General features: G+C 44.6%; 15 protein-coding genes and 1 tRNA gene. 8 read left to right on the top strand and 8 right to left on the bottom strand.

Annotated elements, in window-relative coordinates; genetic code table 11:
• The first annotated feature begins 49 nt into the window (after positions 1 to 49).
• Entirely contained in the window at positions 50 to 697 is a 648-nt protein-coding gene (locus ISX59_RS18215) for a hypothetical protein (protein ID WP_032539110.1), read from the top strand.
• A 27-nt stretch (positions 698 to 724) separates the two neighbouring features.
• Here ISX59_RS18215 and wecB read toward each other — a convergent pair whose 3' ends face one another.
• Both wecB and wecC read right to left on the bottom strand, forming a co-directional pair.
• A complete protein-coding gene (gene wecB / locus ISX59_RS18220) occupies positions 725 to 1,855 on the bottom strand; it encodes a non-hydrolyzing UDP-N-acetylglucosamine 2-epimerase (protein ID WP_005811822.1) in 1,131 nt (376 codons plus the stop codon).
• Positions 1,856 to 1,885: 30 nt separating this feature from the next.
• The gene (wecC, locus tag ISX59_RS18225; RefSeq protein WP_005781671.1) at positions 1,886 to 3,088 is read right to left on the bottom strand and encodes a UDP-N-acetyl-D-mannosamine dehydrogenase; all 1,203 of its coding nucleotides are present in this window, start codon (positions 3,086 to 3,088) and stop codon (positions 1,886 to 1,888) included.
• Between the two features lie 104 nt (positions 3,089 to 3,192).
• On the opposite strand from wecC, the gene ISX59_RS18230 reads away from it, so the two are divergent.
• On the top strand, positions 3,193 to 4,458 hold the full coding sequence (locus ISX59_RS18230; RefSeq protein ID WP_032539109.1) for a glycosyltransferase family 4 protein: 1,266 nt from the start codon (positions 3,193 to 3,195) through the stop codon (positions 4,456 to 4,458).
• On the top strand, positions 4,451 to 5,224 hold the full coding sequence (locus ISX59_RS18235) for a glycosyltransferase family 2 protein (RefSeq protein ID WP_032539108.1): 774 nt from the start codon (positions 4,451 to 4,453) through the stop codon (positions 5,222 to 5,224). Before ISX59_RS18230 ends, ISX59_RS18235 begins: the two co-directional genes overlap by 8 nt.
• Here the strand turns inward: ISX59_RS18235 and ISX59_RS18240 are convergent.
• Positions 5,158 to 5,868, bottom strand: a complete 711-nt coding sequence (locus tag ISX59_RS18240; protein WP_186993520.1) for an NAD-dependent deacylase — start codon at positions 5,866 to 5,868, stop codon at positions 5,158 to 5,160. The genes ISX59_RS18235 and ISX59_RS18240 overlap by 67 nt on opposite strands.
• A 344-nt stretch (positions 5,869 to 6,212) precedes the next feature.
• Here ISX59_RS18240 and ISX59_RS18245 point away from each other — a divergent pair, with 344 nt between their 5' ends.
• The 5 genes from ISX59_RS18245 to ISX59_RS18265 all read left to right on the top strand — a co-directional run bounded on the left by ISX59_RS18245 (position 6,213) and on the right by ISX59_RS18265 (position 8,834).
• Positions 6,213 to 6,797 (top strand): FKBP-type peptidyl-prolyl cis-trans isomerase, encoded by a 585-nt coding sequence (locus ISX59_RS18245; protein WP_032539107.1) that lies wholly within the window; start codon positions 6,213 to 6,215, stop codon positions 6,795 to 6,797.
• A gap of 20 nt (positions 6,798 to 6,817) precedes the next feature.
• On the top strand, positions 6,818 to 7,687 hold the full coding sequence (locus ISX59_RS18250; RefSeq protein WP_005781660.1) for an FKBP-type peptidyl-prolyl cis-trans isomerase: 870 nt from the start codon (positions 6,818 to 6,820) through the stop codon (positions 7,685 to 7,687).
• Between the two features lie 198 nt (positions 7,688 to 7,885).
• Complete coding sequence (locus ISX59_RS18255) at positions 7,886 to 8,350, top strand: Lrp/AsnC family transcriptional regulator (RefSeq protein ID WP_032529828.1); 465 nt, start codon at positions 7,886 to 7,888, stop codon at positions 8,348 to 8,350.
• Positions 8,351 to 8,353: 3 nt separating this feature from the next.
• Positions 8,354 to 8,665, top strand: coding sequence for a DUF4491 family protein (locus ISX59_RS18260; protein WP_005791909.1), 312 nt, complete (start codon positions 8,354 to 8,356; stop codon positions 8,663 to 8,665).
• Between the two features lie 95 nt (positions 8,666 to 8,760).
• A tRNA-Ile gene (locus ISX59_RS18265) sits at positions 8,761 to 8,834 on the top strand.
• Between the two features lie 69 nt (positions 8,835 to 8,903).
• On the opposite strand, the gene ISX59_RS18270 is transcribed toward ISX59_RS18265, so the two are convergent.
• From ISX59_RS18270 to ISX59_RS18290, 5 genes are read right to left on the bottom strand one after another with little or no spacing between them, the layout of a single operon-like run.
• Entirely contained in the window at positions 8,904 to 9,677 is a 774-nt protein-coding gene (locus tag ISX59_RS18270; RefSeq protein ID WP_005822438.1) for a LytTR family DNA-binding domain-containing protein, read from the bottom strand.
• Entirely contained in the window at positions 9,670 to 10,695 is a 1,026-nt protein-coding gene (locus tag ISX59_RS18275) for a sensor histidine kinase (protein ID WP_005781652.1), read from the bottom strand. Before ISX59_RS18275 ends, ISX59_RS18270 begins: the two co-directional genes overlap by 8 nt.
• Positions 10,696 to 10,737: 42 nt before the next feature.
• A complete protein-coding gene (locus ISX59_RS18280; RefSeq protein WP_032539106.1) occupies positions 10,738 to 12,027 on the bottom strand; it encodes a TolC family protein in 1,290 nt (429 codons plus the stop codon).
• 2 nt (positions 12,028 to 12,029) lie between these two features.
• Positions 12,030 to 15,062, bottom strand: coding sequence for an efflux RND transporter permease subunit (locus ISX59_RS18285; protein WP_005811835.1), 3,033 nt, complete (start codon positions 15,060 to 15,062; stop codon positions 12,030 to 12,032).
• Complete coding sequence (locus tag ISX59_RS18290; RefSeq protein ID WP_005811836.1) at positions 15,059 to 16,102, bottom strand: efflux RND transporter periplasmic adaptor subunit; 1,044 nt, start codon at positions 16,100 to 16,102, stop codon at positions 15,059 to 15,061. The genes ISX59_RS18285 and ISX59_RS18290 overlap by 4 nt, the downstream gene beginning before the upstream one ends.
• Positions 16,103 to 16,299: the final 197 nt, after the last annotated feature.

Below are 16,299 nucleotides of genomic sequence, written 5' to 3' on the forward strand. Positions count from 1 at the left end.
AGAATGATTATCTTTAGGCAGACAATAATCATTTAATAGCTCTACTACTATGACCGATCTTACCATCCTTATCGCAGTCATCGCATTGGCTCTATGGCCGATTGTATTCCTTATATCACGTATCCTGCACGAGAGGAACAAGCTTGCAAAACCCTCGGGGGACACAGCCTCTTCCGAAACAGAAGAGGAAACAGAGGAAATGGCCACCTCCGCACTGGTTATGAGTATCCTTCAACAGCTTGGTTGCCAGCCGGAAGTGAACGAAGAAAACCACATCAGCTTTAAGTATCAGGGAGACGACTTTCTTGTTGCAGCCGAGGACGGACTTCGGCTGATCATTGTATGGAACCCCTGGTGGGCCTCTATCAGCATCGATAATCAAGCGTTGCCTTATCTCAAAGAGATTATCAATGCGGTCAATATGAATTCATTAGTGACCACTGTCTATGCACTGGACGAAGATGAGAAAACACTGGGTATCCACAGCAAATGCCACATGCTTTTTGCACCGGAAGAAGAGGAACCGGAGAAAAGTTTCACCGATTTGCTGGACAGTTTCTTCACAACTCACAATACCATTAAGGAAAACCTGAAACAATTGGGCAACGGAATGCCCGATATGGAAAAGAAAGAACGGGTCAGAATCAAAGGGTTTGCCGCTTATAAGGATAACAGTACCGAACTGAAAGGGGAATAGCTCCCCATCTCACTCCGGCAAAAGAATCTAACGGATCAGTGCCGCTATGATACGTTCGCACGCATGCCCGTCACCATAAGGGTTATGTGTTTCGGACATACGCCTGTATAATTCTTTATTGTGAAGCAATTCGGTCACATTACCGACAATGGCCTCAGCATTCGTTCCCACCAGTTTCACCGTCCCGGCTTCTACTGCTTCCGGCCGTTCGGTAGTATTCCGCATTACCAACACCGGCTTGCCGAGCGAAGGAGCTTCTTCCTGTACCCCGCCACTGTCAGTCAGCAACAAAGTAGAATGTTGCATTGCGAAAATAAACGGCAGATAATCGAGCGGTGAAATAAGATACACATTATCCACCCCGGACAGAAGCTCGTATACAGGTTTTTGAACATTCGGATTCAGGTGTACCGGATATACAATATCCATATCGGGATGCAGTGCAGCCAGTTCTTTAATTGCTTTACAGATATGCAAGAATCCCTCTCCGAAGTTCTCGCGGCGGTGCCCGGTAACCAGAATATATTCGCGTCTACCTACTTCGTAACCTTTGTCGCGAAGTTCTTCATGCAGTCTTTCTTTGACTCCCGGTTTCTCCGAAATGATATCGACCGCCATCAGCAAAGCATCGATCACCGTATTGCCCGTAACAAAGATCTTTTTTTCATCAATATTTTCCTGCAACAAATTCTGTTTCGACTTCCCGGTAGGAGCGAAATAGTAAGTGCAAATACGATCCGTCACCTGACGGTTCATCTCCTCCGGCCAGGGAGAGAGCATATCGTAGGTACGCAAACCGGCTTCAACATGTCCCACGGCAATCTGTTGATAGAACGCAGCCAACGAAGCAGCCATGGATGTTGTGGTATCTCCATGCACCAATACCGTGTCGGGACAGAAGTCTTTCAGTACATCACGCAACCCCAACAACACTTTAGTCGTAATATCATATAAATCCTGATTGGGTGCCATGATGTTCAAATCGTAATCAGGAATGATGTCGAATACCTCGAGCACCTGGTCTAACATTTGGCGATGTTGCGCCGTCACACACACTTTCGTATCAAAGTGTTCCGTATCTTTTTGCAAAGCCTTTACCAACGGAGCCATTTTAATGGCTTCGGGACGAGTACCGAAAACAAGTAATATCTTTTTCATTGAACGATTACGATTGAGATTAGACAATTTCTATTTTCTGACTCCGCAAAAATCCAGTTCCAGTTTTCCCTCTTCGCGGGGTAATTCTACAAACGGAGTGTGGCGCACGAGCCATACAACAATATCGGCTTTTTTGTAAGCCTCCCGATAATCTGTCAAATGAAAGCTGGCGTGTGAAGCGACATTAGGTTCAACAATCAATACTTCAGCACGCGACTCGGATACGATACGGGAAGCGATATATTTGGCAGGGGACTCACGCAAATCATCGATATTGGGTTTGAAGGCAAGCCCCATGCAGGCTACTACCGGTTCCCGGTCATTCTTCTCCACAAACTGCTGGCAGGCTTCCATTACTTTGTTGGCACACCAATCGGCTTTATAATCATTCGTTTCACGGGCGCGTTTGATGATCTGTGCCTGTTCGGGATAGTCCGAAACAATAAACCAGGGGTCAACCGCTATACAATGCCCGCCAACTCCGCAACCGGGTTGGAGGATATTTACACGCGGATGCTTATTCGCTAAATCAATCAGTTCCCATACGTTGATACCTGCCTTGTCGCAAATCATAGACAATTCGTTGGCAAAAGCAATCTGTGAGTCGCGCGAGGAATTCTCGGTGAGTTTACACATTTCTGCTGTCCGGGCATTGGTAGGATGCAGTTTACCCTGTACAAAGGCAGAATAAAACTCAATGGCCTTTGCTGTCGATTCGGGATTGATACCACCGATAACCCGGTCGTTATGAACCAGTTCATAAAGTGTATTGCCGGGCAACACACGTTCGGGACAATAAGCTATGTATATCTTATCTTTGAGTTCGGGACGCTCCTTATAAATGACTTCGGCCATGCGTTCGGTAGTAAATACCGGTGAGGTGGATTCTATCACGAACAAATTGCCTTCCCGCAGATAAGGAATTACGGAACGGGTAGCCGATTCCACATAGGTGATGTCTGCACGGTGGTTTTGCTTGAAAGGAGTAGGCACTACCACAAAGAAGGCATCTGCCTGCTCGGGCTTTGAAACCGCACGAAGGTTTCCTGTCCGCACTACCTTTTTGACAATTTGGTCCAGTTCCGGCTCCACAATATGTATCTTACCCTGATTGATAGTTTCTACAACCGAAGGATTAACGTCCACACCTACAACCTCATAACCGTGACCGGCAGCCACGGCAGCCGTAGGAAGTCCAATATAGCCTAATCCTAAAAAAACAACCTTTTTCATACGTATATCTCCTTATCTATAAGTGCCGCAAAAGTACAAATAATATGTGACTTTGTACGGTTTCTCACCGAAAACCACTACTTTTGCCAAAACATTTCGATCGAATGAGAGTTTTAATTATCAATACTTCCGAACGTATGGGTGGAGCAGCCGTCGCGGCAAGCCGCCTGATGGAATCGTTGAAAAACAACGGTATCAAAGCCAAAATGCTGGTACGCGACAAGCAAACCGACCAGATCAGTGTAGTAGGTCTGCAACGCAACTGGTGGCAAGTATGGAGGTTCGTTTGGGAACGTATCGTCATCTGGAAAGCCAACCGCTTCAAGAAAAATAATCTTTTCGCAGTCGATATAGCCAATACGGGTACGGATATTACAGGCTTGCCCGAGTTCCAGCAGGCAGACGTCATCCATCTGCATTGGGTGAATCAGGGAATGTTGTCATTAAACGATATCCGGAAGATACTGAAATCCGGTAAACCGGTCGTATGGACCATGCATGACATGTGGCCCTGCACGGGCATTTGCCATCACGCCCGCGAATGTACCAACTATCATCAGGAATGCCATCACTGCCCGTACCTATACAGGGGAGGAAGTAAGAAAGATTTGTCAAACCGTATCTTTCATAAGAAGCAACAACTCTATAAAGAAGCCCCGATCACTTTCATCACTTGCAGCCAATGGCTGAAAGGACAGGCCGAAAAGAGTGCCTTGCTGGCAGGAGAGACAGTAATCAGTATTCCTAACCCCATAAATACCAATCTTTTCAAACCCAGAGACAAAAAAGAAGCGCGCCGCAAATGTCATCTACCCCAAAATGGTAAACTGATCCTTTTCGGTTCGGCAAAAATTACCGATAAGCGGAAAGGCATCGATTATCTGATTGAATCGTGCAAGTTACTGGCAGATAGGCATCCAGAATTGAAAGAATCGCTTGGTGTCGTTGTCTTTGGCAAGCAATCGGAACAACTGAAATCACTTCTTCCCTTCAAAGTATACCCGCTTAACTATGTAAGCAACGAACACGAGCTGGTGGATGTCTACAATGCAGTCGACCTCTTTGTCACCCCCTCACTGGAAGAGAATCTGCCTAATACCATCATGGAAGCTATGGCATGCGGTGTACCTTGCATTGGCTTTAACGTAGGCGGCATCCCGGAAATGATAGATCATCTGCATAACGGATATGTAGCACAATACAAATCATCCGAAGATTTTGCCAACGGTATTTACTGGGCACTGACCGATCCGGACTATCCCTCCCTCTCGGAACAAGCTAACCGGAAAGCGATTGCCAACTATTCGGAAAGTATCATCGCCAAGAGATACATCGATGTCTACAACAAAATTACAGGAAGATATGCATAGCCACCTCAGCCCCAGATTCTCGGTCATCACGGTGACTTACAATGCCGAAAAGGTATTGGAGGATACCATACAGAGCGTGATTTCACAGACCTATCATCATGTGGAATATATCATCATCGACGGTGCATCGAAAGACGGCACTATGGCGATTGTAAACCGATACCGGGACCGGATCAGCCAAGTGGTGAGTGAACCGGACAAAGGACTTTATGACGCAATGAACAAAGGGATTGCCCTGGCAACGGGAGACTATCTTTGTTTTCTGAATGCCGGAGACAGTTTCCATGAAGACGATACACTGCAAAAGATAGTTCACTCCATCAATGCCAATGAGCTGCCCGATGTGTTGTATGGGCAAACCGCCTTGGTAGACACAGAAAGACACTTCCTCCGCATGCGCAGGTTATCGGCACCGGAGACCCTGTCCTGGAAAAGTTTCAAACAGGGAATGCTCGTATGCCATCAGGCTTTCTTTGCCCGCCACACACTCGTCGAACCATATGATTTACAGTATCGCTTCTCGGCAGACTTTGACTGGTGCATACGTATCATGAAGAAGGCACGCACCTTACACAACACACATCTCACTCTGGTTGATTATCTGGAAGAGGGGATGACAACGCAGAACCGCAAGAAATCACTTCTCGAACGGTTCCGCATCATGACCCGATATTATGGTTTACTGAGTACCCTTGCATATCATGCCTGGTTTGTGGTAAGAAGTCTCTTCATCAAATCAGCCACTCCTTCCGACGCTCCTTTCTGAATGACATGTATCGGGCGGAAGCTATGCACATCCACCGGTTTGGGATCGATAAGGTATACTTCTGCATTCCGAGGTACGTAATTAAGCAACCCCGCTGCAGGATATACATTCATCGATGTACCGATAATCACAAAGATATCGGCTTTTTCTACCCAATTGATAGCTGTCTCTATCTCCGGGACCGACTCACCAAACCAAACTATAAACGGACGAAGCTGCGAACCGTCTCCGGCAAGATCACCCATCTTTACTTCAAACTCCTCCGGCCTCAGTTCTTTAACGTAGTGGGGGTTATTCGGATCCCGGCTTGAACATACCTTAGTCAGTTCACCATGCAAATGGATGATGTGGCTGCTGCCTGCCCGTTCGTGTAGGTTGTCTATGTTCTGCGTTACAATCGTTACACGGAAATCTTTCTCGAGTTCGGCCAGCAATTCGTGCCCCCGATTGGGTACTACTTCCAGCAACTGCTTACGTCGTTCATTATAGAAACGGACCACCAATTCGGGATTACGCGCATACCCCTCGGGGGTAGCTACCTGCTCCACCGGATAACGATCCCACAACCCTCCTGCGTCACGAAAGGTACTGATACCACTTTCGGCGCTCATACCGGCGCCTGACAATACAACCAGATTCTTCATACCAACTATTATTTTAAAGAAAAGCCCCCTCTGCCCGTTTTCGAGAAAAGCCAGAAGATGGAGCCTCACAAATTTAACTAAAATCTCCGAATAAACGAAGAAACCACCAAACATTCCACTTTTTCCCAATGCCTTTCCCATGACCGCCTGACCCGGATCGCATTGGATAATACAAACAATCCTTTCAAGAAACATCTTCCATCCCGGTTACGAAGTTAGCCGATAATAAGAAATTTTAAAACCAAAAAGTAAAATCATTCAAATAAAACACTTACTTTTGCCGCTTGTTAATTTGCAACTGACTGAAAGTGAAATAGAACATTCGGTCTCCAACAAAAAAATATATGGATAAATTTAGTTATGCAATTGGCCTCGGAATCGGCCAGAATTTATTAGGAATGGGTGCTAAAGGCATCGCAGTAGATGACTTTGCTCAAGCTATAAAAGATGTGCTCGAAGGAAACCAGACAGCCATCAGCCATCAGGAAGCCCGCGAAATCGTGAATAAATATTTCGAAGAGCTGGAAACCAAAATGAATGCAGCTAACATCGAACAAGGAAAAGCATTCCTGGAAGAAAACAAAAAAAGACCGAATATTGTTACCCTGCCCAGTGGACTACAATACGAAGTAATCACTGAAGGTAAAGGAAAGAAAGCCCAGGCTACCGATCAGGTGAAATGCCACTATGAAGGTACACTGATTGACGGAACTTTGTTCGACAGTTCTATCAAACGCGGACAACCTGCCGTTTTTGGTGTAAATCAGGTAATTCCGGGATGGATAGAGGCTTTGCAGTTGATGCCGGAAGGTTCAAAATGGAAACTTTATATCCCTTCTGAATTGGCTTACGGCGCACAGGGAGCAGGAGAAATGATCCCTCCTCACAGCACACTCGTATTCGAAGTAGAATTAATCGAAGTATTATAAAAATAAAATCGTAAAGCAAAATGAAAAAAGTAAGTATTTTAGCTGCTGTAGCCATAGCAACAGGCTTAGCTTCATGTACGGCTCAGGCTCCTAAAGCCACTCTCAAAACCGATGTAGATTCACTGTCATACGCTATCGGCATCAGCCAGACTAACGGTCTGAAAGACTATCTGTCACAGCGCATGGAGATGGATACAGCATACATTGCAGACTTCCTGAAAGGCGTAAACGATGCTGCCAATAAAACAAGCAAAAAAGACCAGGCTTATCTGCTCGGTCTGCAGATCGGATCACAGATGGCTGGTCCTCAGGCTATCAAAGGTATGAATCATCAGCTGTTCGCTGACGACTCGACTATGACTGTCAACAAGAGCGATATCCTTGCAGGTGTGTTCGCAGGTGTACTTAACAAAGATATGAAAATCACTCCGGAAGAGGCTCAGGTGCTGATTCAAAAGATGATGGAAAGCATCAAAGGAAAAGCTGCCGAGAAAAAATATGCCGATAACAAAGCTGCAGGTGAGAAATTCCTTGCTGAAAACAAAACAAAAGAAGGAGTAAAAACCACTGCAAGCGGATTACAGTACAAAGTGATCACTGAAGGTAAGGGTGAAATTCCTAACGATACATGTAAAGTGAAAGTAAACTACAGAGGCAAACTGATTGACGGAACAGAGTTCGAAAGCACTTACACACGTAACGAACCGTTCGTGACTAACGTAGGCGGAGTTATCAAAGGTTGGACAGAAGCTCTGAAAATGATGCCTGTAGGTTCTAAATGGGAACTTTATATCCCACAAGAACTGGCTTACGGCTCAAGAGACATGGGACAGATTAAACCGTTCTCAGCATTGGTATTCGAAATCGAATTGCTGGGTATAGAAAAATAAGAAGCTGTCAGGCTTTGCTGAAAAACAAACAGGAGAGATGCCGGATAATTGTATCCGGCATCTCTTTTTTTGCATCCGGATAATCACAATAGAAAGTATACGATTTTTCTGTTTTTTCTGACTTTTATATAGAGAAATTAAAATAAATCTCTATATTTGCTTACTATTTGATAACAATTGGAATTTACATTTATTATTATGGAAAAAATAGACAACCTTGACAGGCAGATTCTGGAGATTATTTCTCAGAACGCCCGTATCCCTTTTAAAGATGTGGCAGCAGAATGCGGCGTTTCACGTGCGGCTATCCATCAACGCGTGCAGAGACTGATTGACCTGGGAGTCATTGTAGGCTCAGGTTATCATGTAAACCCGAAATCTCTGGGCTATCGTACCTGTACTTATGTTGGTATCAAACTGGAAAAAGGCTCTATGTATAAAGCTGTAGTAGCCGAGTTACAGAATATTCCGGAAATCGTAGAATGTCACTTCACGACCGGCCCATATACCATGCTGACCAAAGTATATGCACGCGACAACGAACACCTGATGGACTTGCTAAACAACAAAATGCAGGAGATACCGGGAGTGACTGCCACCGAAACCCTGATCTCGCTGGAGCAAAGCATCAAGAAAGAAATCCCTATCCACGCAGATAAATAACCGATGGAGTGGTTGAATGAATATCACCTGTCAGGGTTACTTATTGGGATCTGCACGTTTCTGATTATAGGCTTATTTCACCCTGTTGTGGTAAAAGCGGAATATTATTGGGGAACGAAATGCTGGTGGATCTTCCTGATATTGGGTATCGCAGGAGTAGCTGCCTCGTTGAGCACCGACAACATACTTGTTTCGTCTCTTCTGGGTGTATTTGCTTTTTCTTCTTTCTGGACTATCAAAGAAGTCTTTGAACAAGAAGAACGAGTGAAAAAAGGTTGGTTCCCTAAGAATCCCAAACGGACATACAAGTTTTGAGACATACGTAAAAGAGTCAGTTTTTGGCTGAAATATTTGCATAATTCACCCAAAAGCATTAATTTTGTCCCCGCATCCGATACAAAGGATACATCGGGCTTATAGCTCAGTTGGTTAGAGCAACAGACTCATAATCTGGAGGTCCTAGGTTCAAGCCCTAGTTGGCCCACTGAAATCGACTATAGATTATATAATCTATGGTCGATTTCGTTTTATACATACCTTAACAATTATTTTCTCAATGATTCAGCCATAGTTTGAAAGCAGAAAGCTTCTCTTCGCTGATCGTAATTTTCGATTTATAAGGCGGACGGACGGTTACTACTATTTTTCCGTTAAAAAAAGGCTCGGCATGGTCGATTGCATCGATACTGACAAGGACCTGACGGTTGGCACGGAAAAAACGTTCCGGATCCAACTGTTCCATCAGCTTATTCAAAGACAGATCGATGATATGTTCCTGACCTTTCCGGGTAACAGCAAACGTCACTTTATTCTCGGAATAAAAGTAGGCAATATCCGCAACTTGTAAAGACCAGAAACGGTCTACCCCGGAAATAAGGAAACGGGTACGGTAACGTTTCTCTTTGTGTTGAAGTGTTTCAAGCAGGACACCCAGATAATCTTCCGGCCGGGGAACTGCATTATTCAGTAAGCTTTCATATTTCACAATAGCTTCCGACAAGCGCTTCTCGTCTATCGGCTTAAGTATGTAGTCAATACTGTTGACCGTAAATGCACGGATGGCATACTGGTCATACGCTGTAGTAAAGATAATGACAGAGGAAGGATGTACCGCAGAAAGAAAATCAAAGGCATTCCCGTCTGCCAGATGTATGTCGAGGAAGATAAGATCAGGATGGGGATGCTCATGAAACCAAGCTACAGCTTCGTCTACATTGCCCGGAATCATAGTCAGAGTCCATTGTGGACGAAGTCCGGACACCATTGAATGCAGCAGACGTGCTGCCGGAATTTCATCTTCTATAATAACTACATTTAACTTATTCATACAGTAAAGGAACTTTTACGGTAAATACTTTCTCTTCCCTTTGGATGATTATCTCTTTGCCAAGCATTAACAGGCAACGGTTGGATAAATTTTTCAACCCTACGCCCGGAGACTCATGGCTCTTCTTCGGTTGTATGGGATTACTCACCACAAGATACTCTTCCTCTAAGCAGATCTCTATTTTCATGGGTTTACTCAATGTGATGGAATTGTGATTAATAACATTCTCTGCCAACAACTGCAAAGTCAGCGGGGGCAGCATGCAACCGGTATATCCGGAAGGAATACAACAGTTATAGCTAATACAGTCCCCTAAACGGACTTCGTGCAGGAACAAGTAAGATTGTAAAAACTCCAATTCTTCTGCCAACGTAACCAATGTTTTATCCTGGCATTGTAATACATAACGGTATACACTGGACAAATGCTTGGTGAAACGTACCGCATTGCCCGGATTGTATTCTATCTCAGCAATCAATGTATTGAGACTGTTGAACAGGAAATGAGGATTCAACTGACTTTGCAAAGCCGCATAACGGGCAGTATCGTTCTCCGTTTGCAATTTTGCAGCTTCTTGTTGCAGTTTCAGGTTGTTCTGGATGGAACGATTTGCCAATAGTAAGCCTACAATCACAAGTTCTACCAACCAGACTACAATCAGGATACGCCAACCGCCATTCGAGAAAGTGAACAGATTGGGCAGGCCTGCCAATAATTTGGCAGTAATCAGCAGACCATAGTTCAGCAGAAGGAACAACAGGGTTACGACGAGATAAGTAGCTGTTATTTTCCAACGATGGCGGATATTGAGTGCATACTGATTGTTTATCCACGAACTGATCCGAAGTGTAGAATATCCCAGCACATTGAGAGCTGCAATAAAGAAGACGAATGCTCCCTTTGAATAGAGAACATCCGCTACTTTAGGAGTAAGCTCCGTATAGTTGACAAGCAGGAGGTAGGAAAAGATACCTAATCCCGAGAATAGCAGACCATATAACAGGGTATTCCATTTCATGCGAACAAAGCTATCATATTTCGGGTAATTATCATAAACTATTTAATATTTATTCAAAGCTCTGATCAATTCGGAATAAGATCCTTGTGCCGAGACTTTCGCTTGTACATGGTTGATTTGGGAGGCCTGCCGATACGTTTGTGCCTCAATCACTTCTATGACAGAGGCCTTCCCTTCAGTGTACCGTTCCAATGCCATACATTCGTTTTCAAGAGCCTTGCCCAGTGAGCTTTCGGTAAGCCGTACCTGCTCTAAGGCTTGGGAAAGCGAAACGCGGGCTGTTTCAACTTCCAGTTTTACCTGATCGGTTACCAGGTTCAAGTTGTCGGTTGCCATACCTATTTTCAAAGACGCAGCCCGCTTTTCATCACGTCTTTTCCCCCATTCGAATAATGGAACGGACAGCTTGGCGTAAACCGCATAATTAGGGTCGAGATCAGAATGGAAATCATAACCGGGTGAAGAATAACTTCCATCCACACCTACATAAAATTGAGGCTTATATTTAGCATCTGTCAATTTCTTTGAGCTTTCTGCCATTTTAATCCGAGCATAAGCCATTTTCAACTCCGGACGGTCGGTTCCACCAGTCTCCCATAACTCCCCATCTAATACAACTGCAGAAATCGTATCTTCTATTTCAGTCGGGGCATGAAGTTCTACACCAATCAGAGAGTTTAGTGCCATACGCCCTGTTTCAAGATTTCTCTTAGCCTGCAACAGCTGATACTCCGCTTCATTCAGTTTCACTTCCGCCATGAGCAAATCCTGAGGATCGACCAATCCAGCTTCCACCCGTTCCCGAATGGTCTGAGAGAGAGTAGCGACCGAATTACGGTATTCGGTAGTTATGCGGACTATTTCCGAACGCGCAACAGTATTCCAGTATTGCATATCTGTCTGATAACACACAGCCGAACGGAAATAATCGGCTTGATATGTGGCCAGACTTTGCTGATGTTTAGCTAACCGGATATTCTCCAACAATCGTCCACCCGTATAAACAGGTTGCAATAAAGAGAGTGAAGCCCCGTACTTCATATTTCTCCCTTCAAAAGTCATCGGATTTTGCATCGAGGGTAAGTCAAGATCCAACTGAAGGGGATTACCGGTATACTGAAAATTCGCATCCCCTGACAATTTGGGTCTTAGGTCCTTCTGTGCCGCTTTCTCCAATTCGATACTTGCAGCGATATTCTTATCCGCAGCTTTCAGGTCGTGGTTATAATCTACAGCCATCGACCTGTACTTCTGCAGCAGATTATTTTGCTGAGCAAAAGAAGCTGTCGGAACACACAACAAAAGGATAAGCCATCTGTTTATTTTCTTCATCGTCATTTCTCTTTTATCTTATAAAACATAGCATAAAGTGCCGGAGTCACAAAAAGGGTCAGCAATGTGGCAAATGTCAGCCCGAAAATGATAGTAGCTGCCATTCCTCCAAATGCTATATCAAACAACAGGGGAACCATACCCAGAATTGTTGTCGTGGCGGCCATTAACACCGGACGAGTTCTCGAAACCGTAGATTCAATCACAGCCGTATAAGGAACAACCCCCTCCCGGCGCTGCACATCTATTTCATCAAGCAATACAATCACATTCTTGATAACCATACCCAATAATCCCAGCCATCCGGCAATCGGAAAGAAACCGAAATCAAATCCAGTCAGAAGCATACCTATGGCTACTCCAATGATGGATAACGGGAGTACACACAGGATAATAACCGGATCACGGAAGTTACCGAACAAAGCGACCAGAATAACTACCAACACAAGAAAAGCCAACGGAAAGAATTTACCGATTGCCTGCATCGCTTCCCCCTGATCTTTGTACTGTGAGTCCCAAAAGAAAGTATAACCCTCGGGCAGCTCCATCGCTTCTATCTCTTCACGAATTTCTCCATGCACTTCGGCCATTGTATGACCAGGTTTCACTCCACACATAGCAGCCATAGACAGCTGCCGGTTGTAAGTACGGATCTGCGGCCATTCCCATACTGACTCGATGCGTTCCGTCACCTGCGACAGAGGCGCCGAATGTTCTCCGTTCCACACCGAGAAATTACCCAAAGAACGGACATCTGTAATGTCAACTCCCTCTGACTTCAATAACACAGGAACTTTCTTTTCACCGTCGCGATAAACTCCCACTCTGGTTCCGTCGCTAATCGATTTTACAGACTCCATCATCTGTGCTTTGGTTATGCCAAGGACACCGGCCTTCACCGGATCGTAAACCGGCCGTATCACCATCGTCATATTTCCCCATTCATTGCGTGCATCTGCCACTTTAGGATTACGACGCATAATTTCTATCGCTACGCCTGTCAACGAGTCCAAAACGGCAGGATCAGGCCCCAGAAAGCGAGCTTCTATCATGGCCTCCGTTAGTGGACTTAATTCAAACTTATTCACCTTGATCAGAGGTTCCGGGTATTTCAGCCGGATAGAATCCTGCAACAGAGCATTCAGCGTCCTTGATTCTTTGGAGCTCTTACACTTCACTAACAATTGGGCATAGTTGGATTGTGGACCAAAAGATATATTCGATAAATAATAACGGGGCGGAGTACGACCTATATAAGATGAAACCATCTCCGTTTCTTCATGCCCACGAATATAATCGGCTATATCGCCCGCCATACGGTCAGTCTCCTCAATCGCTGTCCCTTCAGGCAACCACATATCGACAGTGAAGTATTGCTTATCCAGAGCGGGTACAAAAACCTTGGGAATATACTTGAAACTCCAGGCCGAAAAGAACAACAAAACAATCAACGAAGCAACCGTCACCGTGCGATGCCGAAGTACCCAACGCAATGCTTTACGGAAAAGATTATAATACTTCCCGTCAAACAGGGATGCTTTCAACTCTTCGGGACGCGGACGTCGTACAAACTCCTGAATGAAAAAAGGAGTCTGTGTCAGGGCAAATACCCAACTGAACATCAACGAAACGCCGATCACCACGACCAATGATGATAATAGCTCTCCGGTAATATGGGGTGAATAGTAAATCGGCAGGAAAGTAAGGATAGCAATAACTGTCGCTGCCAATAAAGGCATAGCGGTTGACGAACATGCACGCATGATAGCAACCCGCTTGCGCATTCCCCGTTCCATGTTAATCAGTGCAGAATCGGATACGACGATGGCATTATCAACCAGCATTCCCATAGCAATGATAATCGCGGCAAGCGACATTCGCTGAAGAGCAATATCACATGCCATCATAACAATAAGGGTGGCAAAGATAGAGAAAACCAATCCGCTACCTATCAGAACCCCATTCCTGAATCCGATAAAGAACAACAGAATAGCAACAACAGTAATAACCGAAATAATCAGATTCAAGATAAACCCTTGATTTGCCACTGCCGATTCATAGCCTTGATCGTAGATGGGGGTCAACTCATAACCATCGGGCATGGTTTGAGACAACTCACCAATATGTGCTTTAACAGCCTCTGCCATATCCACGACATTTCCTGTCGGTACAGTAGAAATGGCAATTCCAATTGCCGGACTACCATTTATACGCATTTGGTTTGCAGGAGGAGTCTGATAACTCTCCTCGATCTTCGCAATATCAGCCAAACGAAAATGCTCACCGTTACGTGAAACAATAGTAAGATTCCGGATATCATTCAGCGAATAAAAGTTACCGGTAGACTCAATACGGATACGATTGGTACCGGCATCCATACCACCGGCATCCACAACTTTATTCTGAGCCTCAAAAGCTCGTGCAATGTCGGAAGTCGTAACTCCACTTTGTGCCATCACAGCAGGACTGATTAGAATATCAATCGTCGGTGTTTGCACACCATAGATCTCAATCTTCGCCACATCCTTGACTTTTAGCAATTCATTCTTTATCAGTTTAGCCTGGTCTTCCAGTTCTCTATACGTATGGCTATCCCCCGTCAGTCCATAAAACACGCCGAGCACATCACCAAAGTCATCGTTCACGATAGAAGTTCCCGCACCGGCCGGCAATTTATCCTGCACATCATTCACTTTCCGGCGCAACTTATCCCATAGCTGCTGCATCTCGTCAGCACGGATTTCTTTCTTCACATAAACTGTAATCTTCGATAGTCCGGCACGATTTTCTGTTTTCAGATAATAAAGCTCACCCAAAGATTGTATGGCTTCTTCCAAAATGTCGGTAACCTGCGACTGTACTTCTGACGGTGAAGCTCCGGGATAAGAAGTCAGAACCAATGCTTGCTTAATAGTAAAAGGGGCATCCTCCAATTTTCCCATTTTAAAATAAGAAAACAGGCCTCCTGCCAATATCAGCACCAACAATAAGATTGTAACAGCTCTTTTCTGTAGAAAGTACTTTACCATTTTCATAATGAATTCGCCTTAGAAGAGATTGTTACTTTCATGCCGTCTGATAAAAAGCGTAGTCCGCTTGTAGCCACAGTCTCGTTATCCTGTAATCCCTCGATTATGATAATATAACCGTTAGGAAGCAGATTTCCCTTTTTCACCTGTCTACGGTTCACCTGATGAGTGTCAGTGTTTACAACCCACACATAATCACCTTCCGACGGACGATGGCATAGAGCTGTCTGCGGAATGGAAACACCAACCGGATTTGTTACCCGGGAAACATCAAATATTGCCTTACCCGACATACCAGCCAGTAATTCCCCTTTTTCATTTGGTAAAATGGCCGTTAGTAAATAAGAAAGGTTGTTGCGGGTTGTCCCCTTCGATATTTCCATAATCCCTGCCTTATAAATCTTATCCGGCCGGGCATCAAAACGTATCTGAACAGTATCTCCGGGATGTGAAGCAAATGCAATATCTTGAGTAACATAAATCTCCATTCTCAGCCGGTCTATATCAATAAATGAAATGACCGGCTGAGTAGCCTTCACATCCTGAAACTTCTCTATATACACTTCTCCCACATATCCATTAAATGGAGCTATCAAGCGAGTATCCTCCAATTCGTAAGAGGCGGTATCAAAAGCTGCTTTAGCAGTGGTATAATCAGCCTTGGCCTTTTCGTATGTACTGGCCGAAACATTATTCTTCTCGTACAACTTCTCTATTCGTTCAAACTCAGCTTTAGCCTGGCAATAGATCGCTTCGGCCCGTTCTTTACGAATATGAAAGTCACGCGGATCTATTTCAGCAATAATACTCCCCTGTTTGTAAGAGTTACCGGCATATACTTCAAAACGATCGATGGGGCCTCCTACGCGAAACGACAATTCCGATGTACGGAAAGGTTGCGCAATGAACGGAAACTCCGTTGTGTTCTGTCCAAAGCCCGGAATAGCTTGTGTTGTCCTGACAATAAAGTCCTGACTTTGCTTACTGTCTTTATCTGTGCAAGAAAATAGCAGTAAGAGAGTAACTAATAATGCACCTATCTTCATATCTTATTTTTTTAATTTCCCGACAAAAATAGATAATCAGACGATGTAATAAGGAAGTAAAGATTCTGAGACCGGAAAAATGAAGATTGAGTCAGGAGTATATGGGATGAAGCCGATAAAAAGATTATCAGGAGATATTGCTTATACCCAAAAACAAGTCATCCCCTCGTGTCTTCTGACCCGAGGGGATGAACTCT

It is taken from the genome of Bacteroides sp. FSHCM14E1 (genome assembly GCF_019633785.1).
GTDB lineage: Bacteria > Bacteroidota > Bacteroidia > Bacteroidales > Bacteroidaceae > Bacteroides > Bacteroides hominis.